18 protein-coding genes are annotated in these 21,719 nt (G+C 50.4%); 9 read left to right on the forward strand and 9 right to left on the reverse strand.

Annotated elements, in window-relative coordinates:
* Positions 1 to 10 precede the first annotated feature (10 nt).
* Genes ftsY through IZU26_RS12460 form a run of 8 tightly spaced genes read left to right on the forward strand, consistent with a single transcriptional unit; the run spans position 11 to position 9,248 of the window.
* On the forward strand, positions 11 to 889 hold the full coding sequence (gene ftsY / locus IZU26_RS12425) for a signal recognition particle-docking protein FtsY (RefSeq protein ID WP_310823693.1): 879 nt from the start codon (positions 11 to 13) through the stop codon (positions 887 to 889).
* A gap of 1 nt (position 890) precedes the next feature.
* Complete coding sequence (locus tag IZU26_RS12430; RefSeq protein ID WP_310823692.1) at positions 891 to 1,706, forward strand: hypothetical protein; 816 nt, start codon at positions 891 to 893, stop codon at positions 1,704 to 1,706.
* The gene (locus tag IZU26_RS12435) at positions 1,690 to 2,997 is read left to right on the forward strand and encodes an ABC transporter permease (RefSeq protein WP_433279409.1); all 1,308 of its coding nucleotides are present in this window, start codon (positions 1,690 to 1,692) and stop codon (positions 2,995 to 2,997) included. The genes IZU26_RS12430 and IZU26_RS12435 overlap by 17 nt, the downstream gene beginning before the upstream one ends.
* On the forward strand, positions 2,990 to 3,670 hold the full coding sequence (locus tag IZU26_RS12440) for an ABC transporter ATP-binding protein (RefSeq protein ID WP_433279410.1): 681 nt from the start codon (positions 2,990 to 2,992) through the stop codon (positions 3,668 to 3,670). Before IZU26_RS12435 ends, IZU26_RS12440 begins: the two co-directional genes overlap by 8 nt.
* 3 nt (positions 3,671 to 3,673) lie before the next feature.
* Entirely contained in the window at positions 3,674 to 5,002 is a 1,329-nt protein-coding gene (locus IZU26_RS12445; RefSeq protein WP_433279412.1) for an ABC transporter permease, read from the forward strand.
* Between the two features lie 15 nt (positions 5,003 to 5,017).
* Positions 5,018 to 5,554, forward strand: coding sequence for a UvrB/UvrC motif-containing protein (locus IZU26_RS12450; protein ID WP_310823687.1), 537 nt, complete (start codon positions 5,018 to 5,020; stop codon positions 5,552 to 5,554).
* Positions 5,547 to 6,632, forward strand: a complete 1,086-nt coding sequence (locus IZU26_RS12455; RefSeq protein WP_433279414.1) for a hypothetical protein — start codon at positions 5,547 to 5,549, stop codon at positions 6,630 to 6,632. The genes IZU26_RS12450 and IZU26_RS12455 overlap by 8 nt, the downstream gene beginning before the upstream one ends.
* A gap of 21 nt (positions 6,633 to 6,653) precedes the next feature.
* On the forward strand, positions 6,654 to 9,248 hold the full coding sequence (locus IZU26_RS12460; RefSeq protein WP_433279416.1) for an ATP-dependent Clp protease ATP-binding subunit: 2,595 nt from the start codon (positions 6,654 to 6,656) through the stop codon (positions 9,246 to 9,248).
* 98 nt (positions 9,249 to 9,346) lie between these two features.
* Here IZU26_RS12460 and IZU26_RS12465 read toward each other — a convergent pair whose 3' ends face one another.
* From IZU26_RS12465 to IZU26_RS12490, 6 genes are all read right to left on the reverse strand, one after another.
* Positions 9,347 to 10,423, reverse strand: coding sequence for an ABC transporter ATP-binding protein (locus tag IZU26_RS12465; RefSeq protein ID WP_021329801.1), 1,077 nt, complete (start codon positions 10,421 to 10,423; stop codon positions 9,347 to 9,349).
* A gap of 13 nt (positions 10,424 to 10,436) precedes the next feature.
* Positions 10,437 to 12,152, reverse strand: coding sequence for an ABC transporter permease (locus IZU26_RS12470; protein WP_021495452.1), 1,716 nt, complete (start codon positions 12,150 to 12,152; stop codon positions 10,437 to 10,439).
* A 188-nt stretch (positions 12,153 to 12,340) separates the two neighbouring features.
* Entirely contained in the window at positions 12,341 to 13,381 is a 1,041-nt protein-coding gene (locus tag IZU26_RS12475; protein WP_021329798.1) for an ABC transporter substrate-binding protein, read from the reverse strand.
* Positions 13,382 to 13,596: 215 nt separating this feature from the next.
* A complete protein-coding gene (locus IZU26_RS12480) occupies positions 13,597 to 14,394 on the reverse strand; it encodes a response regulator (protein WP_433279418.1) in 798 nt (265 codons plus the stop codon).
* Positions 14,391 to 16,076, reverse strand: a complete 1,686-nt coding sequence (locus IZU26_RS12485; protein WP_433279420.1) for a sensor histidine kinase — start codon at positions 16,074 to 16,076, stop codon at positions 14,391 to 14,393. Before IZU26_RS12485 ends, IZU26_RS12480 begins: the two co-directional genes overlap by 4 nt.
* Positions 16,069 to 17,097, reverse strand: a complete 1,029-nt coding sequence (locus IZU26_RS12490; RefSeq protein WP_310823676.1) for an extracellular solute-binding protein — start codon at positions 17,095 to 17,097, stop codon at positions 16,069 to 16,071. Before IZU26_RS12490 ends, IZU26_RS12485 begins: the two co-directional genes overlap by 8 nt.
* 467 nt (positions 17,098 to 17,564) lie before the next feature.
* Here IZU26_RS12490 and IZU26_RS12495 point away from each other — a divergent pair, with 467 nt between their 5' ends.
* On the forward strand, positions 17,565 to 19,736 hold the full coding sequence (locus tag IZU26_RS12495) for an InlB B-repeat-containing protein (protein WP_433279422.1): 2,172 nt from the start codon (positions 17,565 to 17,567) through the stop codon (positions 19,734 to 19,736).
* Between the two features lie 136 nt (positions 19,737 to 19,872).
* Here IZU26_RS12495 and IZU26_RS12500 read toward each other — a convergent pair whose 3' ends face one another.
* The 3 genes from IZU26_RS12500 to IZU26_RS12510 form a co-directional block, all read right to left on the reverse strand.
* Positions 19,873 to 20,202: a transposase gene (locus tag IZU26_RS12500; protein WP_433279424.1), complete on the reverse strand. Its 330-nt coding sequence runs from the start codon at positions 20,200 to 20,202 to the stop codon at positions 19,873 to 19,875.
* A complete protein-coding gene (locus tag IZU26_RS12505; RefSeq protein ID WP_433279426.1) occupies positions 20,115 to 20,618 on the reverse strand; it encodes a transposase in 504 nt (167 codons plus the stop codon). Before IZU26_RS12505 ends, IZU26_RS12500 begins: the two co-directional genes overlap by 88 nt.
* Positions 20,619 to 20,737: 119 nt before the next feature.
* Positions 20,738 to 21,469: a transposase gene (locus tag IZU26_RS12510; protein WP_433279428.1), complete on the reverse strand. Its 732-nt coding sequence runs from the start codon at positions 21,467 to 21,469 to the stop codon at positions 20,738 to 20,740.
* Positions 21,470 to 21,719 lie beyond the last annotated feature (250 nt).

Consider the following 21,719-nt stretch of genomic DNA (forward strand, 5'->3'; position numbering starts at 1 on the left):
CGGAGATATTATGGCAAAGATTTCTTTTGCGCAGCGGATGCGCGATTTATTCGGAGGACGCGATAAAGACGATGAAGATTTGTTCGACGATTTAACCGATGCGCTCATCGAAGGGGATGTCGGCGCAAAGGCGGCAGTCGAAATCGCGGACGAGCTTAGAGTCGCCTGTCAAAAAAATCATGCGCACGGAAAAGACGAAGTCATGCACGAACTCGAAGCGATTCTTTTGCGCTGCGTCAAAGAAGTCTCTCTCGCTCCCGTTTCCGGCAAAACGAATGTGTGGATGCTGCTCGGCGTAAACGGTGTCGGAAAGACGACGACGAGCGCAAAACTTGCGAACGCGTTTAAAGATGCGATTTCGGGCGAAGTGGTGCTTGCTTCAGCCGACACCTTCCGCGCCGCCGCGATCGAACAGCTTGCCCTGCACGGGGAAAATCTCGGCGTGCGCGTCGTAAGCCATCAGCACGGATCGGATCCCGCTGCCGTCGTCTTCGATGCGGCAGACGCCGTCCGAGCAAAGGGCGGGGGGCTCGTGCTTGCGGATACGGCGGGCAGGCTGCACAATAAAGAAAACCTCGTACGCGAGCTCGGAAAGATCGACCGTACCTGTCTCCAAAAAGCCGACGAAGGTTGCTATAAACGTATCCTCGTCGTGGATGCGACGACGGGACAAAACGCGTTCAGACAGGCGGAAGTTTTCGGAGAAGCCGTTTCCGTCGACGCGCTTGTTTTGACAAAATACGATTCGACGGCAAAGGGCGGCATCGCCGTTTCCGTCGGCAAAGAACTCGGTATTCCGGTCGCCTTTGTGTGTACCGGAGAAAAATACGGAGATATCGCACCGTTCAGCGCCGAACGCTACGTAAAAGAATTTTTAGGATCGGAATAAGGTGAACCGGAGAGCTGCATTCATACTATGCTGTCTCGCGTTCGTTGCCGTGCAGACGGGAGCCGGCGAATCGCCGAACGCGGACGGCACGGAAAGCGATGCCCTCAGCCGGTTTTCCCTCGATGCCGAAGGAAAGCTCAAAGCTTTTGCATTCGATGCGGAGCGCTTTACGCTTTCGGCCGCAAACGATGAGAGCGTTACGGTAAACGCATCCGGCAAAACGGCGGTGCGGAAAACCTACGACGCTCTCATGCGCCTTGTCAAACGCGACGTATGGAAGATCGCTTCGACGGCGAAGGAAAGCGTGCGCGAAAGCACCGAAACCTTTTATTATAAAACGGAGGGAGCGTATCCCGCATCTTCGGTGACCGAAAGGGAAGGCTGCCGAGAGGAAAGGTTTTATGACGATGAGGGGAGAGTGATTTCCCGTACCGATTTTTTTGTCGATAAAGACGGCACGCAGATTCCCGACACGAAGATGACGCGGCTTTATGCGGATGGAAATAAAATTCTCGAAGAAGAAAAATCGCGCTATGAATACGCCGATGAAAAAAAATCGCAGCTTGCCGCCGTGCGCGTGCAAAAAAAAATATACGACTATGCCGCAGGCGGAGAAAAGCCCGATTATTATTTTTATGAAGACGGAACGCTGCGCATAAAGACGGTATACGCGCAAGACGATGCATACGTAACGACGCTCTATTTCGATGACGGATATACCGTGATTTCGGAGTATGCCGCAGGGGAAAAGATTCGCGAAACGATAAAAAACGGAGACCGCGTACTGCGGACGAAAAAATATGATACGAAACATTAATAATATATTTCGTTTTCGCTGGATCGCTTTCGTGTCGAGACGATTTTCGCGAGTCGACAGAAACGGCCGCTCGGCGGTGACGTCCTTTTTCGCTTCTCTCGGGATCTGTTTCGGCATTATGACGCTCATCGTCGTCATGAGCGTTATGAACGGCTTTCAAATGGAATTCAAAGATGCGATCATGGAAGTTTCGTCGTATCACATTCAAGTGCGCGGCGTGACGGACGATACGGAGGAGCGCTTTGCGTCGTGGTGCAAAAGCGAAAAAGACATCGTTTCGGCAATACCCTTTTACGAAGCGCAGAGCTTTATGGCCGCTTCTTCGGGCGGACAGGCACCTGCCCTCATCCGTGCATTGCCTCGGGATATCGCGGAAAGGGACGCGGGGTTTGCACGGGAAGTGCTCATGGTTTCAGGCAGCTTTTCGATCGAAGGCGAAGACGAAATCGTGCTCGGCTCGTCCCTTGCCGATTCGCTCGGCGTGCGGACGGGAAGTGAAGTGACGCTGCTCGCGCTTTCGGGAGGAAGCGATGTTGCGCTCCTGTCGCGGACGAGACGTTTTCGCGTTGCCGGTATTTTTTATTCGGGCTATGCCGATATAAACGCATCCTACGCATTTATCAACCTCGAATCGGGAAAAAAGAATTTCGGGCGAAGCGCCGAAAAAGTATACGGCGTAAAATTGCGGCGCGAATCGTTCGACTCCCATATCATCGGAAAAATCAATGCATCCTTTCCGGCACTTACGGCTGTATCGTGGCGGGAATATAATCGTTCATTTTTCGGTGCGCTTCGCGTGGAAAAAAATATGCTCATGATCCTCGTGCTGTTGATCTTTGTCGTCGTTGCGATCAATATCTACAGCGGTATGCGTCGTCTGGTTTACGAGCGGCGTCGCGAGATTTCGATTTTGGCGGCGCTCGGAGGAAAAGGCGGCGAAATCAAATCGATCTTTATTCTGCGCGGATTTTTTACCGGCTGTGCGGGAGCCGTCGGCGGCGTACTTTTGGGACTTTTGATCTGCGTCAATATCGGGGGCGTATTTTTGTTCGCGTCGGAAGCGCTGTACCGTACGCAGTATTTTTTTACGCTTTTGTTTTCACCCGAAAGCGCGGCCTTTATCCGCGAAAATCCGATGTTTATGCTCTATGCGGCCGTTCCCGCGCGTATCTTTCCGTTTGAAGTTTTTATGATCGCGCTGTTCGGTATCGCATCTCCTCTTGCTGCCTCGTACGCTGCGAGCAGGGATATTTTGAAAATGACGGTTGCGGAGGTGCTCCACGATGAGTGAAATCGTTCATATCGAAAATCTTGAAAAAACTTATGTCTCGACGGGAGAGACACTGACCGTTTTAAAAGCGCTCGACCTTTCGGTCGAAGAAGGCAGTAAAGTCGTCATTACCGGAGAAAGCGGCTGCGGCAAAAGCACGCTGCTCAACATCATCGGCGGCATCGATTCGGCGACGTCGGGTATCGTGCACTCGGGAGGCCGGGATATCACATCTCTCGATGAAAACGCGCAAGCCGATTACCGCTCGCATTTTCTCGGATTCGTGTTTCAATTTCATTATCTCTTAAAGGATTTTACGGCTCTTGAAAACGTCTATCTTCCGGCATATATGGCAGGCGTTTCAAAAAAAGACGCGATAAGCCGCGCCGAGCGTTTGCTCGAAGATGTCGGTCTTCAAGACCGCCTGCACCATCTGCCTTCCGAGCTTTCGGGCGGCGAACGCCAACGGGCTGCGGTCGCACGCGCTCTTATCAACGATCCGCATCTCATCCTCGCGGACGAACCGACGGGAAACCTCGATCCCGTGAACGCTGAGATCGTCGGAAGCCTGCTTTTTTCGATTGCGGATAAATACCGCAAAACGCTCATCATGGTAACGCACGATCAAAACTTGGCGGCGAAGGGATCGGTGCGCTATTCGATTGCCGGCGGAAAACTCGAAGCGGCGGATTGAAGTATGACGATAAAGAGTTCTCTTTTATTGGCATACCGCATCCTCTTTCCGAAAGGTGAAAGTTCGGCCGCGCGGCAGAGCCTTTCGGCCTCTCTTCTGTGCATCGGCATAAGTCTCGTACCGCTCATCGTCGTACTCGCCGTTTCGAACGGTATGATTCAAGGGATGACGGAACGCATCATCGGTCTTTCAAGCTCTCACATCGAAGCGGCCGTCGAATCGTCTTCTCCGTTCGTTTCGGACGCAGCTTCTTTTACGCGTTTTGCGTCCCGTCTTAAAACGGTAGAAGGCGTTACGAATGCCTATCCCGAAATCGACGCTTCCGCGCTCGCCTCAGGCGCTTCGTATCGGTGCGGTGTGCAAGTGCGCGCCGTCCTGCCTGAAGTCTTTACGGAAAACAAATCCTTCGCTTCTCTCTTTCGCGTCACGGACGGCGATATCGGTGATTTTAAAAACGGAGCGAAAGCTGCCGTTGTCGGAGAAGAGACGGCGAAGCGGCTCGGCATCCGCTCGGGCGATAAGTTCCGATTGATAACCGCTCAAGCGAATGCGGACGGAACGGTACTGCCGAAAGCGGCTTTGCTTTCCGTCGCCGCCGTCGTTTCGTCGGGGTATCAAGAGCTCGATGCGGCGTGGCTCTTTGTGCCGCTCGATACGGGTTTCGATATCATCAGGGCGGGAACGGGAGCGTATTCGGTGCTTGTCGAAACCGAAAACGCGTTTTCTCCCGAACTCGTGCGCGTTCAAAATTCGCTGCGCGATGCGTTTCCGTTCGATGCCGACTTTTACCGCTGGGATGAACTCAATCTGGACAAGTATGAAAATTTCGCTTCGACGAAAATCATGCTCGTCTTTATCATGCTGCTCATTGTGCTCGTCGCGTCGATCAATATTTCATCATCGCTCGTCATGCTCGTTGCCGAAAAGCGGCGTGAAATCGCAGTTATAAAAAGTCTCGGCGGCACCCGGCACGGCATCGCGTTCGCGTTTCTCGCTGCGGGAACGGCTGCGGGTTTCGGCGGCGTGCTCATCGGTCTTCCGATAGGACTCGCGTGCGCGGTAAACGTAAAGAGCATCATCGTTTTTTTTGAAAAAAGCGTAAACGCTGCGGCAAAATTTTTGTATATTATAAGAGGATACGATATTAATTCTCTTGCGCATATCGATTTGATGGATCCCGCCTATTACCTTTCGGAGATATCCGTCGTCATCCCGTTCCGAGATACGGCAGTGATCGTCGTATCGACGGTGCTTTTGGCGCTTGCGGCTTCCGTCATTCCGGCGTACAGAGCCGGTAATGAAAAGCCGCTCGAAACATTGCGCAAAGTGTGATATAGTGAGTGCGCTATGCTGTGTGATTTTTGCCGCAAACGCGAAGCGGTGTTCTTTATCGAACAGACAACGAAAACATCTCAAAAGAAAATCCATATCTGCATGGAATGTGCCGTGAAAAACGGTCTGTCGCCCGATCCCGAACGCATTCAAAAATCGATCCGCTCGCTCTTCGACGCCGTCGCAAAGACGGAAGCTATCGGTACGATGGAAGCGGGAAAGCTTTGCCGAGTTTGCGGTACGAGTTTTGCCGCGATAAAAAAATCCGGCAAAGCAGGCTGTCCCGAATGCTACGAAACTTTCAAATCCGAACTGCCGGCGTTGATGGCGAAGCACGGCATTACGGGCACTTATACCGGTTCGATGCCGAGACGGATCGCGACTTTCCGTTCGCGTTTGACCGACCGCATCGATTTGGAAGCGAAGCTCGAACAGTCGATACAAAACGAAGATTATGAAAAAGCGGCGATTTACCGCGATTACCTGCGCGCCCTCGAACGGGGGGCGGTCGCCGACGGATCGGACGCCGGTACGGGGGCGGAAAATGCCTAGCGCCGCAGTCCCTGCCGGCAGACCGTGGTATTCGTATGCGGGAAATGACGGGGATGTCGTCGTGTCCACGCGCGTGCGCCTTGCGCGGAACCTCGCCGATTTTTTATTTCCGTCGGCTGAAAAAAAAGACGAAGCCGAACGCGTGCAGACGCTTGTGTTCGATGCTTTTTCGCATTTTGAAAATCCCGACGATTATCACGTCGTGAATACGGAGATGCTCGATGCTCTCGCAAAAAAGATTTTGGAAGAGCGCGGCGTGCTCGACGGCAGCGGGGCTTCCGGTATCGTCATGAAGGGAGACGGGCGTCTTTCGTGCCGCGTCAACAGCACAGACCACGTGCGCATCGCGTCTTTTGAGCCGGGCTTAAATTGTGCTGGTGCATTCGATGAGTGCCGCCTTTGCGACGACGGTATGCAAAAGACGCTGCAATTCGCCGCTTCCTACGAATTCGGCTATCTCACGTCGATCCTTTCGGATGCGGGAAGCGGCATGAAGGTTTCGATCCGAGTCCACTTGCCCTCCCTTACGTTTTCAGGAGAAGCGGATGCGGTTCTCAACGACGTGCGCGCAAAGGGACTCGACGTGTTTTCGGTATACGGTTCGGGCGACGGCTACGGCGTATCGCTCGGATCGTATTACGATATCGCAACCGCTTCGTCGCTTTCGGGCAGCGAATTCGATCAGACGGCGAGCGTTGAAAGCGCGGGAAAATATCTTGCGGAAGCCGAGCGCAAGTTTCGGAAGCGATGTGCCGAAAATAAATCGACACAGGTGCGCAATATCATACTGCGCGCTTTTGCCGAAGCGAAGTTCAGCGTGCTCCTTTCGCTCAAACAGAGCGTGTCGATCGTCTCCGCGGTCAAATGGGGACTCGATTCGGGCATTTTGCAGGGGATCGACGACGGCGTTCTGTGCAGTCTGCTTTACCGCGTGCAGGACGGACACCTTGAGTTTTTGCTGAAAAACGGCGGCTTTTCGTTTGAAGCGGATATTCAAAACGATACACGCTTGAAAATCGAACGGCTGCGCGCGCTCATCGTGCAGGAAGCTTTTGAAGCCGTGCAATTCAATTTGTAATTGTAATCTTTGGGGGATATGATGAACGGAATCGGATTTTCACCGCGCGCACAGCGTCTTGTCGCCGCCCTTGCTCAGGATGAAGGGCGGAAGAGCGGCGCCGATCAACTTTTGCCGGAACACGTACTGCTTGCGCTTTTGAAAAGTGCGGAAGGACTGGGCTATACGCTGCTCCGCTCGCTCCGCATCAATACGCTTTCGTTTCAGCGCGCGCTCGAACGGCAATTTAAATCGAATCCGGCATCCGTCGCCCTTTCGGATCTGCCGCCGAGCCGCCGCTTAAAAGCGATGCTCGATATCGCAGGCATGGAGTCCCGTGCGCTCGGAAACGATTATGTGGGGACGGAACACATAGTGCTTTCGGCTATCAGAGAAGAGGGCAGCGCGACGGCGCGATTTTTCGAAAATGCCGACATAACGATCGAAGATGCGCGGCGCATCGTCCCCGAAATCCAAGCGCATTCCCCTTCGTCGGTAAACGAAAAAGCGTCGCGCTCGTTTGCAAAAACCGCGCTTGAGAATTTTTTCGGTACACCTGCGAGCGCATCTCTTCCTTCGTCGGATATCGGCCGTCCGGCGGCGCAAGGCCAAGTCCGGCAAAGCAGAAGCGAGCGGACATTCCTCTCCGAGTTCAGCCGCGACATCACAAAGATTGCGCGGGAAGAAAAAGACGATCCCGTCGTCGGACGGAGCAAAGAGATACAGCGCATCGTGCAAGTGCTTTCTCGCCGCACGAAAAACAATCCCGTACTTATCGGAGAGCCGGGTGTCGGCAAGACGGCGATTGTCGAAGGCCTCGCCCAGCGCATCGCAAAGGGAAACGTACCGCATAATTTGCTTAAAAAACGCATCCTCTCCCTCGATTTGGCGGCTCTCATTGCGGGTACGAAATACCGCGGAGAGTTCGAAGACCGCATGAAAAAAATGATGAAAGAAGTTCGAGACGATAAAAATGTCATTTTATTTATCGACGAATTGCACACGATCATCGGTGCGGGCGGCCCTGAAGGGACGATGGATGCATCGAATATGCTCAAGCCCGCATTGAGCCGCGGAGAGATACAAATCATCGGTGCGACGACGACAAAGGAATACAGCCGCTATATCGAAAAGGATTCCGCTCTCGAACGCCGTTTTCAAATGGTTAAAGTTGAAGAGCCGACGGACGACGATACTGTGCGCATTCTCGAAGGCATAAAAAAACGCTACGAAGATTTTCACGGCATCGTGTTCGACGACGACGTGATTCCGGCGATCGTCAAATTTTCCCGGCGCTATATCCCCGAGCGCTTTCTTCCCGACAAAGCGATCGACATACTCGACGAAGCGGGCGCGGCAAAAAAAATACAGGAAGAAGCGAAACCTGCGGAGCTTGCGGAAGTGGAGCGGAGCATCGAAAAGCTTGCGGCGGAAAAACGGCGCCTCGTTGAAGAACAGGATTACGAACGTGCGGCCATCGTGCGAGACAAAGTGCTCGAACTTCGCAGGCGGCTCGACCTGTACAGCGAATATTGGCGGAACAGCAATTTGCAAAACAGGAAACACGTGAGCGAACAGGATATTTGCCGCATTATCGGCGCGATGACCGGCATACCCGTCGAACAGCTCGATTCGTCGGAAACGAAACGCCTCGTGCACATGGAAGAAGAGATGCATAAAAGCGTTATCGGGCAGGCGGAAGCGGTACACCTCATCGCAGGCGCGGTGAGGCGGAGTAGGGCGGGCGTTTCCTCTCCGAAGCATCCGCTCGGCTCGTTTATATTTCTCGGCCCGACGGGAGTGGGAAAAACACAGCTTGCAAAAGCGCTCGCGAAATTTTTATTCGGCAGCGAAGATATGCTTGTGCGTATCGATATGTCCGACTATATGGAAAAGCACAACGCGAGCCGGCTCGTCGGAGCGCCTCCGGGCTATGTCGGCTACGAAGAGGGAGGCGTGCTCACCGAAGCGGTGCGCCGTCATCCGTATTCGGTCGTCCTCCTCGACGAAATCGAAAAAGCGCATCCCGACGTATTCAATTTGCTTTTGCAGCTGCTCGAAGAAGGCGAACTCAGCGACAATCTCGGCCACACCGTAAACTTTCGAAATACCGTCGTCATCATGACGAGCAACGCGGGCGCGCGGCAGATTACGAGCGGAAGCCGCGTCGGGTTTTTGCCGTCGGGCGAAGGGCTTTTGTCGTACGACGATATAAAAGCGAGCGCGCTCGGGGAATTGAAAAAGATGCTGAGTCCCGAGCTTTTAAACCGCATCGACGACGTCGTCGTTTTCGGCGCGCTTACGAAAGAAGAAGTCGGACAGATACTCGACATACAGATCAAAGAGCTTGCCGACAGAATGCGTGAGCAAAATATCGTCATCTCCGTAAAGCCGAAAGCGCGGGAATACCTCATCGAGCACGGATACGAACCCGAATTGGGTGCCCGCCCGATGCGCCGCCTTATCCGCAGAGAGATCGAAGATCCGCTTTCCGTCGAAATCCTTTCGGGTGGAGGGGAAAAGTCGAACAGCGCTTCGGTCGAATATGCGAACGGTAAACTCCGCGTCAAATTTGTTAAACCGAAACAAGTCGAAACGGTGCTTGCAAATTCCTTGACGCAAGACGGGCGTCAATAAAGCGCGCCGTTTCCGCTTGCTGTTCTATCGCTCCCGAACGCTCGGCCGGCAAATGCGAGGTGCATGCGGCCGAGTCGGGGTTTTGTACGGGACTTGCGCTAGAGAATGTGCAGGTTGCCGCTTTCGAAGTTGAGGTAGGCTTTGTCGCCTGCTTGGTAGAGCTTACGGTTTTTCGGGTTGTATTCGGTGATCTTGATCATCATGCCGTTTACATCAGCCTGATAATACTGATACGAACCCATAAACGTCGAAAGCGTTACCGTACACGGGAGCACTCCTTGGTCTGCGAGCGTAATCGATTCGGGGCGCAGTACGATTTTGCACGGATCACCCTTAGAAACTTTTTCAAACGATTCGGCGGTGATATCGACGCCTCCGACGTCGACATGTATGGCTTTGGAATCGATCGACGTTACGCTTCCGGTTAGGAAGTTTACTTCGCCGATAAAGTCCGCGACGAATTCGTCTTTCGGCTGATAGTAGATTTCGCGCGGCGTTCCCATCTGCGCGATTTTTCCTTTGTTCATAATGATGATTTGGTCGGAGATGCTCATAGCTTCCGCTTGATCATGCGTAACGTAAATCGCCGTAATGCCGACCGTCTGCTGGATGCGTCTGATTTCGGTGCGCATTGCGACGCGGAGCTTTGCGTCGAGATTCGAAAGCGGTTCGTCGAAAAGCAAAACGCTCGGCTGCACGACAAGTGCGCGCGCGAGGGCGACTCGCTGCTGCTGTCCGCCCGACAGCTGATTCGTCATGCGGCCTTCGAGCCCTTCGAGTTCGACGAGTTTGAGCATGGCCATAACGCGCTCGGCTATTTCGTTTTTTGCAACTTTTCTGATCTTTAGGCCGTAGGCGATGTTGTCGAAGACGTTGTAGTGCGGTAGGAGCGCGTAGCTTTGGAACACCATTGCCGTATCGCGCTTATTCGGCGTGAGTTCGTTGATCGCTTGAGCGCCGATGTAGATTTCGCCCTTGTCGGGGCTTTCAAATCCCGCGACCATGCGGAGCGTCGTCGTCTTTCCGCAGCCTGAAGGACCGAGGAGGGTGACAAAGCTGCCGGGTTTGATGTCGAGCGAAATGTCGTCAACGGCGGCGAAATCTTTTTCCGTTTTATAATCTTTGTAAATCTTCGTTATGTGATCGAGGCGTACGCCCTTTTGTTCTTTTGACATAATATTCCCCTTGTTATTTTTGTTTGCGGCTTGTGCCGAATTTTCCGGTAAACAGATTCATCAGCGTAATCGCCGTATACGTGATGACGATCAGTATGGTCGCGTATGCACAGGCTATGCCGTAGTTGCCTTTTTCCGCATGTTCGTTGATGCGCACGGTGATGAGCACGAACTGCGGAGTGACCAGCAGAATGATCGCGGAAATCGCCGTGATGGAGCGCACGAAAGTCGTAACGAGTCCGCTGAAAAACGAATCTTTAATAAGCGGAAGCGTCACCGTCGTAAATACGGTGAAGCTGTCTGCGCCCAAATCGTAGGCGGACTCTTCGATCGATTTGTCGATCTGTCTGAGTGCTGCGATGCCGCTTCGCGTGCCGATCGGAAGCGAACGCACGATAAACACGATGACGAGGATCGCTCCGGTGCCGTAGAGCCCCTGCATAAAACCGGAGTGAAAGATGCCGCTGTTGAATCCTCGTATAAAGCCGACGCCGAGAACCGTTCCCGGAACCGCCATCGCGAGCATCGCGATGAATTCCATAAATCCCTTTCCTGCAAACTTCCGCTTTACGACGAGGTAGGCGATTATCATCGATATGAGTGCGGTGATGGGAGATGCGATGAGCGAAAGCCAAATCGAATCGAGGAATACTTTGTATCCGTTATTTTTAAACACGTACTGATACCATTTCAGCGACAGGCTGTAGTTCCGTCCCCAGATTTTAAAGAGAGAGCCGAATACGACGAGAACGTAGAGCACGATGACGAACAGCGAAATGACGATGCTGATCGTGACGAGCGGAACGCGCACGCTTTTGTCTTTTATGCGCATGCGCTCCCGAGAGGCTTTGCCCGTAAGGGTGGCGACCGATTTCCGCTCAAGCCGATATTTTTCGACGATGAATAAACTCATCGAAATGAAGAGAAGCACGACGGCCATTGCCGTGGCTCCGCTTTTATCGTATGCGCCGGTGAGCTGCAGATAAATCGACGTTGCGAGCGTGTCGAAGTTTCCTCCGATGATCATCGGGTTTGCAAAGTCCGCAACCGATTCGATAAAGGTTACGAGAAAGGCGTTTCCGAGGCCGGGAAGCAAAAGCGGAAGCGTTACCGACGTAAACACTTTCCACCGGGAAGCGCCGATGTTGCGGGCGGCTTCTTCGAGTGAAGGATCTATGTTTTTAAGCAAGCCTTTGAGCATGAGGTAACAGACGGGAAAAAAGGTAAGCGTCTGTACGAGGCAGATGCCCGGAAGGCCGTATAATTTTGTCGTACTCAAATTGAACAGGCTTCGCGTGATTATACCGGTGCGGCCGAAAAGCATGATCGCCGAAAGAGAGAGGACGAAAGGCGGTGAGACGACCGGCAGCACGGAAACGATTTTAAACAGGCCTTTGACGAATTTGTTTCCGACGCTGACGTACATATCGACGTATGCGAACAGAAATCCGATAAGAGTGGCGAGGATGCCTGAGATAAAACCGAGCTGCAGTGTATTTGAAATCGCTTTTCGGAAGCCCGACATCCCGAAAATGCGGGCGAATACGGAAAGCGTGATTTGATTTTCTTCGTACACGCTGTCGACAAGCAAAATCGACAGGGGATAGACGATAAATAAAACCAAAAATAAAAATATTGCGAATATTGCGGTGATGAGAATCGGATCGGCAAACAATTTTTTTCTTTCGAGCGTTTTGCTTTGCGTTCCGGCGCTGTATGGTTTTGTCATAATAAAAATCCACGAAAAAAGATGATGTGCTGCGGCACGGATCGCACCGCAGCGGTAATTGAAATTAATAATTATTCGTGCGGAGGGTTTAATACCCCGACGCTTGCGTCGTAACAAAGGGTATTAAAGCCGACTGCAACCACCTTATGAGAACAACATACCCCGACGCTTGCGTCGGGGTATGTTGATTATTTGGTCTTAACGCGGTCGTCGCTTGCGATGACTTTAAAGAAATCCTGTACGTACTGCGACGTGTGGTATTTCGCGTCTTCGAAATCGTAGTTGATCGTTTTGATTTTATCGAGGCCGGCTTTGACGGCGGCTTTGACGGGCTTCGCATTGTCGATGACGAGGAACTGATACGAACCGTTTTCCTGAGCGAGGTTTACGCAGTCGGGGGACAGCGCGAATTCGATGAATTTCTGTGCGTTTTCGACGTTTTTCGCGCCTTTGAAAATCGCCGTCGCTCCGATTTCGTAGCTCGTGCCGGACGAAGGAGCTGTCATGCCCAAATTGTCGTAGCCGTTGTCGACGATCTGATAGACGACGTCGTGCAGGAAGCCGATACCGATGACGATTTCGCCGGTCGGAACGAGCTTCGACGGGCCGGAACCGGACTTCGTATACTGTACGATATTTTTATCAAGCGCTTTGAAGAACTCCATCGCTTTGTCGTGTCCCTTCATCTGCACCATCGTGTTGACGATGAGTTTTCCCGTTCCCGCCGTATTCGGGTTTGCGAACGAAATCAAGCCTTTGTACTGCGCTTTTGTCAAATCGTCCCAGTCTTTCGGCGGCTGGATACCGAGACGCTTCATCTCTTCCGTGTTCCAAAAAAAGCCGAGGATGCCGCGGTAAATTCCGAACCAGTTGTTGTTCGCATCTTTGAACTGCGGTGCGATAATGTGTTTTGCATTTTTTGCGTTGTACGGGAGCAAAAGCCCTTTTGCCGTAGCTTCGTTGTACGGATCCGTCGTGCCGCCGAACCATACGTCCGCCGACGGCTTACCGTTTTCTTCGGCGATCTTCGTGAGCACTTCGCCCGTCGAAAGGCGCTGGTAACTCGTTTTGATACCGGTGAGCTTTTCGAATTTTGCACATACGGCGCTGACGTATTCTTCTTCGCAAGAGCCGTAGACGACGAGAGAACCGGCGTTTTTGTTGCCGGCGGCAAAGAGCATGCTGCCGGCGAGCAAAAGCGAGCCGATGACTGCACAAATCTTTTTCATAATGGAAATCCTCCGGATATTGAATATCTTTAAGAAAATTGTAAGGGGGGAATTCCATATTCGCAATGCCGATTTTATATAAAAATATCCCGAAAAATGAACCGAACGGAGTGCGACGCGGACAGACGGCGAAGCAGGCTTGCAGCCGATCGGGACAAGCGTATCGAAAACTATATTTTCTAAATAATGACGTGAATGTAAAAAATCGGCTGCACTCAGTCGGGTGTTCGGTTTTTCCGTTTTCCGTCCGGCTTTGCGAGTTCCGTCGGAGGAAAACCCGCATAGGATTTGAACACTTCGTAAAATCGCTTGTACGACGAAAAACCCGTCATCGATGCGACTTCGTAGACGCGGTATTTTTGATCGGAAAGGAGGCTTACGGCTTTTTGAATCCGATACGTGTTCAAAAAATCGAGGAAAGTCATCGACGTGTGTTTTTTAAATAATCTGCTCAAATAACTTGCACTCACTTTGAGCGTTTCGGCAAGCGTTTCGATGTTCGGATGCCCCGCGTAGTTTTGTTCGATCGCGCTGAGGCAGGCTGCGATATACGGATTGTCGGAAACCAAGGGCGGAAGAAACGGCGACGGGGCGCTGCCGGCGTTTCCCTCGCGTTCGGCTTTTTGCGCGCTGCGGTTTTTTATAAGCTCCGCTTTTGCACGGGATACGACTTCTTTGATCTTTTCTTCGTCTACGGGTTTTAAAAGATAATCGAAGACGCGGAGGGCGATGGCATTTTTCGCATAGTTGAAATCGGAATAGCTTGTAAGCACGATCGGGATAAAATCGATTTTTTCTTTTTGCGCCCCCGCTATCATATCGAGTCCGCTCATGCCCGGCATCTTTATGTCGGTGATTACGATATCGGGGCGCAGGCTTTTTATCTTTTCGAGCCCTTCCGTACCCGTTGCCGCAGAAGCGACGACGACGGCGTTCATGGAAAGCCAGTCGATCGTATACAAAAGTCCCGAACGGATAATCTCTTCGTCTTCGGCGATTAGAATTCGTATCATAGTTTGCTCCGAATGACGGGCAGGCTTATGTGCACGGTCGTTCCGCTGCCCGCTGCGCTGTCGATCGTCATGCCGTATTCTCTTCCGTACAAAAGCTCGATGCGCCTCTCGACATTGTATAAGCCGATGTGATTCGTTTTGTTGCTCTGTGAACGAATGAGTTTTCGCATCGCTTTAAGCGCATCTTCGCTCATGCCCGCTCCGTCGTCGCGCACGACAATATACAGTTTTTTCCCGACCGTATGCGCTCCGATCGAGACTTTCATGCGCTCTCTGTCTGCGAAGCCGTGTTTGACGGAATTGTCGATTAAGGGCTGCACGATGAGCTTCGGCACGACGCAGTTTTGTACTTCGTCCGGCACATCGATTTCGTACACGAATTTTTTGCCGAAACGGAGTTTTAAGATGTACAGATAATGTTCGATGCGGCGGATGTCTTCACCGATCCGAGCAGTCGGCGCTTCGTTGTCGACACTATAGCGCAAGAGTTCCGAAAGACGGAGGATCGTTTTTTGCGCTTTATCGGGATCGAGTTTTATTAAAAATTTAATATTTTCAAGCGTGTTGTATAAAAAGTGCGGATTGAACTGCATTTCTAGCTGTTTGATTTCGGCGACGTAGCGTTCGTGCGCTTCCTTTTTGTTTTCATCGATGAGGCGCTGTACGGTGTCGAGCATATCGTTGTACGCATTTGCGATCTTTTGGAATTCGATATTGCCCGTGACCGAAAGGCGCTCTGCGAGATTGCCGCGTTCGACTTCAGCGCACCCTTCTGCGATCTGCATAAGAGAACGCGATTCTTTTTCGGCGATTTTGCCCGCGCTTACGAAAAGCCCTGCGATGACCAAGGCGAGAAGCGAAAGCGTCGTCAAAGCGATTATTAAAAAAGCGCTTCGCATCTGCTGTGTACTTTGAAACGTATAGACGTCGAAGGCGCCGTCTGCCGTCGACGTGCGGAATACCGCTTCGTTTTCCGTAAAATAATATCGCTTATCGCTTCGATAGTTGTCCGAAAGCTTTCCGAATGCGTTCGCCGCATACGGAAAAGAAGCCGTAAAAAGCGTACCCTTTCTGTCGGTGATCGCAAAGGAAAGAAGCGGATTGAGCGATGCGCGTATGTCTTTTTCGTCTATCGTAAAGACAATGTAACCGCCGATCCTGTATTTTGCGTCGAGTGCGCGTCCGATGACGATTTCGCTTTTGCCGCCTGCGTTATACTCGGACGAGAGTTCTATCACCGTTCGATTCGGATTTTCCCGCATTCTGCCGAGGGCACCCCAGATGAATTGATTTTGCCATTCGGGAACTATAAACTCGTTGTCCGCGCTTCCCTCAAGCACAACGGCGTACGACGGGGAAAGCAGCGTAAAATCGGCGGGAATTTTTTGCGTATGGATAAACTCCTTAAGCATGGTATATGCTCCGGAAACGGACGATGCGTCGTCAAAAAGCGCTTCGGGGAAAAAACTTTGTTCGTTGATAAAAGCGTCGTATGAGGCTACGGCTTCACTCAAAACGGCTAGGGCATTTTTGTTTTCACGCGCGAGGGTACGGTAGAGATTGATGTTCCACAGCAAAGCGGATATGAAAATGACGACGCTTGCAAAGGCAACGGACGGGACGAGCGAGTGCGCTATAAACGAGCGGCGTATCTCTTCTTTAAAGTGCATAGTATTATTCATCGCTTTGCCTCGCGCTTTCGAAGATATCGAGAAAGCGTTCGACCCATTCGCTTTGGTGCGACGTCGTATATGCGTAATCGACGGGGATGCTTTTGATGCCGCTTTTGGCCGGAAGCAGGCTTTTCGTTTCGACGTCGCTTCGCACGGAGCGGCGGTTCATTTTTTTTGCGATATAGCTTTGTACGTTTTTTCCCGTCACATAATCGATAAATCGGACGGCATTGTCTTTGTGCCGGATTTTTTTCGGCATATAGACGCCGTCGGGAGTAAAGACGACGCCTTCTTGCATGTACACGAGAGCGATGTTGTCGTCTTTTTCGGCAAAATTGGCGCCGCCTTCTTCAAAGGTCAAGCCGACGGCAAAGCGCCCGTCCGCTACTCCGTTGTACACCGCGCTCGAAGAGTTTAAGAGGGTACCGTCGAGATTTGCACACAACTTTGCCACATAGTCCCAGCCGACGCCGAGATTTCCTTTGCCTTCGGCATAGAGCATATTTATTAAATGTTCCCATGCCGACGACGACGTTTCCGGGTTTCCGAAGGCGATCGCGCCCTTTAATTTCGGATTGAGGAGGTCTCCGTAACCCGAAACGGCGACGTCTCCCAACCGTTTTTTGTTTATCATCAGAACACTCGGCACGTCGGAAAAGCGGTTCATCATCCCTTCGACGTTTTTGTATTCGCTTCGGATATACGCTTCGTTTACGCTGATGTAGGAATCGAAGAGAGAAGAAGCGGGGAGCACCGACGCGTAGGAGCCGCCCCACAGCACATCGTACGGAGATGCGTCGGGGTGCATTTGAAGGGCTTTGAGTATTTCTTTTGTGCCGCCCTGTACGAGTTCGACTCGAATCCCCGTTTCGTTTTCGAAATTTTCTATGACGGGAACGATGAGCACGAGCGGATGGGGGCTTGCGACGACGAGCGTGTTTTCATCATCGCATCCTTTCGCCTTTTGAAAGCAGCTTGTAAAAACGAAAAGCGCGGCGGAAAAACAAAGCGCGCGATAAATGGTACGCATGATACCAGTATAGCACGGATCGCCCTCGTTTGACACGGGGCGTAAGGTCGTTTATGCCCGCAGTTGAAATTTGCAAAGGAAAAGGGTATGATAAATACCGCTAAAAATCTGACCAAGTTTTTAGAAGTGTCCATCAGTCATCTTAAGACTGTCCCGCAAATTTTTACGACGAGGATTTATGAACAAAACCGCCGGTGCCGGCACAACTCTGTTTTTTTCGCGAAACGCACAAAAGAGCGCACGGGTACTTGACAAAGCGCGCGGGCACCGTATAATCGTTCGTTCGTTCGTTCGTTCGTTCGTTCGTTCGTTCGTTCGTTCGTTCGTTCGTTCGTTCGCGTAGCGTAAACTATACCCGAAACACAACAACACAATTTTCTCAAAACTCCCGCACAACAAGCGTACCGAAAGGAATCATCCGTCGGCGCGCTTTTTTTATTTTCATCTCACACAAAAGGAGTATTGCTATGAAACAAAGCAATGTAAAGGCAAATGTATGTGCCTTTGGAGGAGCGGCAGCGCTCATCACAGCCGCACTTTTGACGGCGGCGCTGCTGTTTACCGGCTGCTCGAACGCTGCAGGCGGCTCGGACACAGGCGGAAGCGGAACGCCGCCCGCACCTCCGGGCCCCTTTGCCGTCACCTTCAGCGTGGACGGCACACCGGCAAACGGCACGCTCAAAGCAAAGGTCGGCGGCAGTGAAATCCATTCGGGAGCCAAGGTTGAAAAAGGCAAAACCGTTGTCTTTACCGCAATACCCGCCACAAATTGCAAAATAAAAGAGTGGAAGACAGACGGCGTTGTTACAGGCAACACGTCAAACACCTATACCCACATCATTACAAAAGCGGTCGAAGTAAAGGTGAGCTTTCAAAAACTTCCGGAAGGCGAAGCCTCGTATACGGTAAAACACTATCAGGAAAAAGCGGAAGGCGGCTATCCTGCAGAACCGACGGAAACGGAAAGTTTAAGCGGTAAGGTCGGAGAAAGCGCCGCGTATACGCAGAAAACCTACGCAGGCTTTACCTACAATTCCGCGCATACCCAAATAAGCGGCACGATAAACGCCGACGGCTCTACGGTTGTACAACTCTTTTACGAACGCAACACGGTAAACGTAACCTTTAACCTTGCAGGCGGCAGCGTCGGAAGCGATGCGGGGCCTATCGTAAAAACGGGCAAATACGGAGTGGCTTTTACCGCTCCCGTTCCCGTTAAAACGGATGCCGTTTTTAAAGGGTGGAATCCCGCATTGCCGTCCCCGCTTCTCTTTCCTGCAGCCGATGCCGAATACACCGCAGAGTGGACACCGCTTTATACAATCACCTTCAGCGTAGACGGCACACCGGCAAACGGAACGCTCAAAGCAACGGTTGACGGCAACGAAATCCATTCGGGAGACAAGGTTGAAGAAGGCAAAACCGTAACCTTTACCGCAACGCCTGAGACGGGCTGCAATGTAAAAGAGTGGAAGGTAGACGGCGCCGTTACAGGCGGCACGTCAAACACCTATACCCACCACGTAACAGAAACGCTCAACGTAAAGGTGAGCTTTGAAGTCGGCTCTGCCGTGCTTACCCTGAGCCCCGGTCATTCTACCATCAAAGTTATGGCAATAACCTCGGGCGGATCCGCCATAACGGTAGAAGGCTGCGACGAAACAAGTCTTGGATACGGCACAGAAACCGAACTGCACGTGAAACCAGGAGTTACAACGGTAGTCCTTAAAGGCAAGATCATCGGGCTGAACTGCGGCCGAAATCAGCTTACCGCTATTAATGTACAAGACTGCACCGCTTTGCAAGGACTGAACTGCGACGAAAATCAGCTTAAAGCCCTTAACGTACAAGGCTTAAGCGCTTTGAAAGAGCTGAAATGCAGTAAAAATCAGCTTACCGATCTTAAGGTACAGGGCTTGAGCGCTTTGCAATGGCTGAACTGCGACGAAAATCAGCTTAAAGCCCTTAACGTACAGGGCTTGAGCAATTTGAAAAAGCTGAACTGCGAGGCTAATCAGCTTACCGCCCTTAACGTACAGGGCTTAAGCGCTTTGCAATGGCTGAACTGCAGTAAGAATAATCTTACCGCCCTTAACGTACAGGGCTTAAGCGCTTTGGAAGAGCTGCGCTGCTGGGGAAATAAGCTTACATCCCTTAACGTACATGGCTTGAGCAATTTGCAAAAACTGAACTGCGGCACCAATGAACTTACCAGCCTTAACGTTCAAGGCTTAAGCAAGTTGAAAGAGCTGAGCTGCGACGAAAATAAACTTACCGATCTTAACGTACAGGGCTTGAGCGCTTTGCAAACGCTGTACTGCAATGCCAACGGGCTTACCTCTCTTGGCATACAAGGCTTAAGCAATTTGAAAGAGCTGAGCTGCACCTTTAATCAGCTTAACGCCGAAGTATTTACACAAATCTTTAACGATTTACCGAAGCGCACTGCAGACGACAACGCAAAGTGCATTCTTTACTTCGAAGGAGAATTCCAAGGAAACCACGATGGCAACCATAGGAACTTTACTTCACCTGAGGAACTGAGTAACGCCTTCCAAAAAGCAAAAAACGAAAAGAAATGGAAGATGTATAAATATACAATCGAAAATGGGAAGTTGAAGGAGGTGGAGCTTAATTGATAATTGTATGAAAATTGCACCTTCGTGTGTAATTTCCAAAGGGGCTGTCCAAGAAGTTATTGCCAACAGCAGTAAGGACAGCTTTTTTTGGTGAAGGGTTCGATTTTCGATTTTTTTTGAGCGTCGTTTTTTTGTTTTACGCGTTCATCATTCGGGCAAGCTGCTTAAAATCATATCCAAGCATCAATAATCCCCATTCGGTTCCCACTTTTTCCTTTCCACGAAGATGAAATCTTCTAAATTTCATATTGGCTTTAACCTGTCCAAACACAGTTTCACATTCAGTTGAACGTTTTTTCATAAGTCGTTTGTATTCATCAGTCGAAAGAAGTTCTTTTACTTTTGTTTTCTGAGAAATCCAATGTTCATTTCGTTGAATCATCCTGCCATATTCAGATTTGGTACAGGCTTCTCTGAACGGACAGCCTTCACAGTTTTCACATTGATAAACATCATAACGCTGCAAATATCCTGAAGCATTGCGCTTTTGAACAGTTTTTTTAATGGTACGCGATTTCCACACGGACAGGTATATTCTTTCTGTGCTGCGTCATACTTCCAGTTTTCAGCATTAAAGATTTTCTTTTTGAAACTCCTCTTTGTTTCTTTTTCATAACTTGGGTATTTTACAATTCCTGTAATTTCTTTTTCTTCAAGATAATCATAATTCTCCTCGCTCCCATAGCCGGCATCTGCAATAACTGTTTTAAATTTACATTTTAATCGATTCTGAACATTTTCAAGATGAGGGATAAAGGTTCTTGTATCTGTAGGATTTGGAAAAACATCATAACCTATGACAAAATTGTTCTCCGTCCCGACCTGGATGTTGTAGCCGGGCTTGAGCTGTCCGTTGAGCATATGATCTTCTTTCATTCGCATGAAAGTTGCCTCTTCATCTGTTTTTGAGTAACTGTTTCTGCCCTTGAAGGTCGCCTTTGCCTTTTCGTACTTCGTTTTGCGTGGAAGATAATCAGTTTCTATCTGTCGTTTTGCCTTTTTCAGTTTTTTTTTACGTCTTTTGATTCGTCAGCATCAAGGTCATTTATTTCGGCAAGTCTCTGTTTGATTTTTTCGGCTGCTTCCTTTATATCTTCGCTTGTTACAGGATCATCATTTCCTGTTTCTGCAAAATCCTTATCCCCGTAAACTTGATCTTCTTTACGAGTGATTTCTTCTACATCATTCAGAAATACCTTGAGCTTCTCATCGAGCTTTTTCTCGTTTTTCTCAACAGCCTTTTTCCAGACAAAGGTGTATTTATTTGCAGCACTTTCGATTTTTGTTCCGTCTACAAAATATTTCTCAAGACTGACATAGCCTTTTTTATTCAGGAGCTTTACCGTTGCGATAAAGATTTCTTCAATTGCGTCTTTTAATTTTTCACTTCGGAATTTATTAATTGTCCGGAAGTCCGGTTTCTGAAATCCTGTCAGCCACATTACCTGTACATTTTCACGGCACTGCTTTGCAATCTGCCGTGAAGAATAGGTTCTTGTCATGTAGCAGTAAATCAATACCTTCACAAGCATCACAGGATTATAACGGCTTGCTCCGCCTCCTTTCGTATATTTTGCAAATACTTCTTCTATCCCAAGCTCGTCTACCGTTTTACTAACAATTCTTACAAAATGATTTTCCGGTACAAGTTCATCCAGGCTCGGTGGCAAAAGCCACTGTTCATGCTGATTGTACGCCTTGAATGTGATTTTATCGCTTACTCCTCTGCTCATACTTAAATTTTAGCATAGAACAAATCTTTTGTCTTTAAAAATAATCAGGACTGTCCTTTCTTTTTGGACAGCCCCTTGAACCTACTAAATAACGATAGTTTTGAGACTATATCATAAAACGAGCGTACCTGTCAATGCACGAGCGGTCTTTGGAACAGAAATCAAGTTTTACCCAAAAGCGGTAACAATGCCTGAGGATTCATAAGAGCGCCGAACATAATGCCGTTCAAAGGCAGCTTCGATTGTGTCT

The organism is Treponema sp. SP13, assembly GCF_050938355.1.
Lineage (GTDB): Bacteria > Spirochaetota > Spirochaetia > Treponematales > Treponemataceae > Treponema_D > Treponema_D socranskii.

Coding starts and splice junctions, on each gene's coding strand:
- IZU26_RS12495 (WP_433279422.1), top strand. CDS start 17,565: ATGAAACAAAGCAATGTAAAGGCAAATGTATGTGCCTTTGGAGGAGCG.
- IZU26_RS12435 (WP_433279409.1), top strand. CDS start 1,690: ATGATACGAAACATTAATAATATATTTCGTTTTCGCTGGATCGCTTTC.
- IZU26_RS12445 (WP_433279412.1), top strand. CDS start 3,674: ATGACGATAAAGAGTTCTCTTTTATTGGCATACCGCATCCTCTTTCCG.
- ftsY (WP_310823693.1), top strand. CDS start 11: ATGGCAAAGATTTCTTTTGCGCAGCGGATGCGCGATTTATTCGGAGGA.
- IZU26_RS12470 (WP_021495452.1), bottom strand. CDS start 12,152: ATGACAAAACCATACAGCGCCGGAACGCAAAGCAAAACGCTCGAAAGA.
- IZU26_RS12440 (WP_433279410.1), top strand. CDS start 2,990: ATGAGTGAAATCGTTCATATCGAAAATCTTGAAAAAACTTATGTCTCG.
- IZU26_RS12475 (WP_021329798.1), bottom strand. CDS start 13,381: ATGAAAAAGATTTGTGCAGTCATCGGCTCGCTTTTGCTCGCCGGCAGC.
- IZU26_RS12480 (WP_433279418.1), bottom strand. CDS start 14,394: ATGATACGAATTCTAATCGCCGAAGACGAAGAGATTATCCGTTCGGGA.
- IZU26_RS12510 (WP_433279428.1), bottom strand. CDS start 21,469: ATGAGCAGAGGAGTAAGCGATAAAATCACATTCAAGGCGTACAATCAG.
- IZU26_RS12460 (WP_433279416.1), top strand. CDS start 6,654: ATGAACGGAATCGGATTTTCACCGCGCGCACAGCGTCTTGTCGCCGCC.
- IZU26_RS12465 (WP_021329801.1), bottom strand. CDS start 10,423: ATGTCAAAAGAACAAAAGGGCGTACGCCTCGATCACATAACGAAGATT.
- IZU26_RS12485 (WP_433279420.1), bottom strand. CDS start 16,076: ATGAATAATACTATGCACTTTAAAGAAGAGATACGCCGCTCGTTTATA.
- IZU26_RS12450 (WP_310823687.1), top strand. CDS start 5,018: ATGCTGTGTGATTTTTGCCGCAAACGCGAAGCGGTGTTCTTTATCGAA.
- IZU26_RS12505 (WP_433279426.1), bottom strand. CDS start 20,618: ATGCGAATGAAAGAAGATCATATGCTCAACGGACAGCTCAAGCCCGGC.
- IZU26_RS12455 (WP_433279414.1), top strand. CDS start 5,547: ATGCCTAGCGCCGCAGTCCCTGCCGGCAGACCGTGGTATTCGTATGCG.
- IZU26_RS12490 (WP_310823676.1), bottom strand. CDS start 17,097: ATGCGTACCATTTATCGCGCGCTTTGTTTTTCCGCCGCGCTTTTCGTT.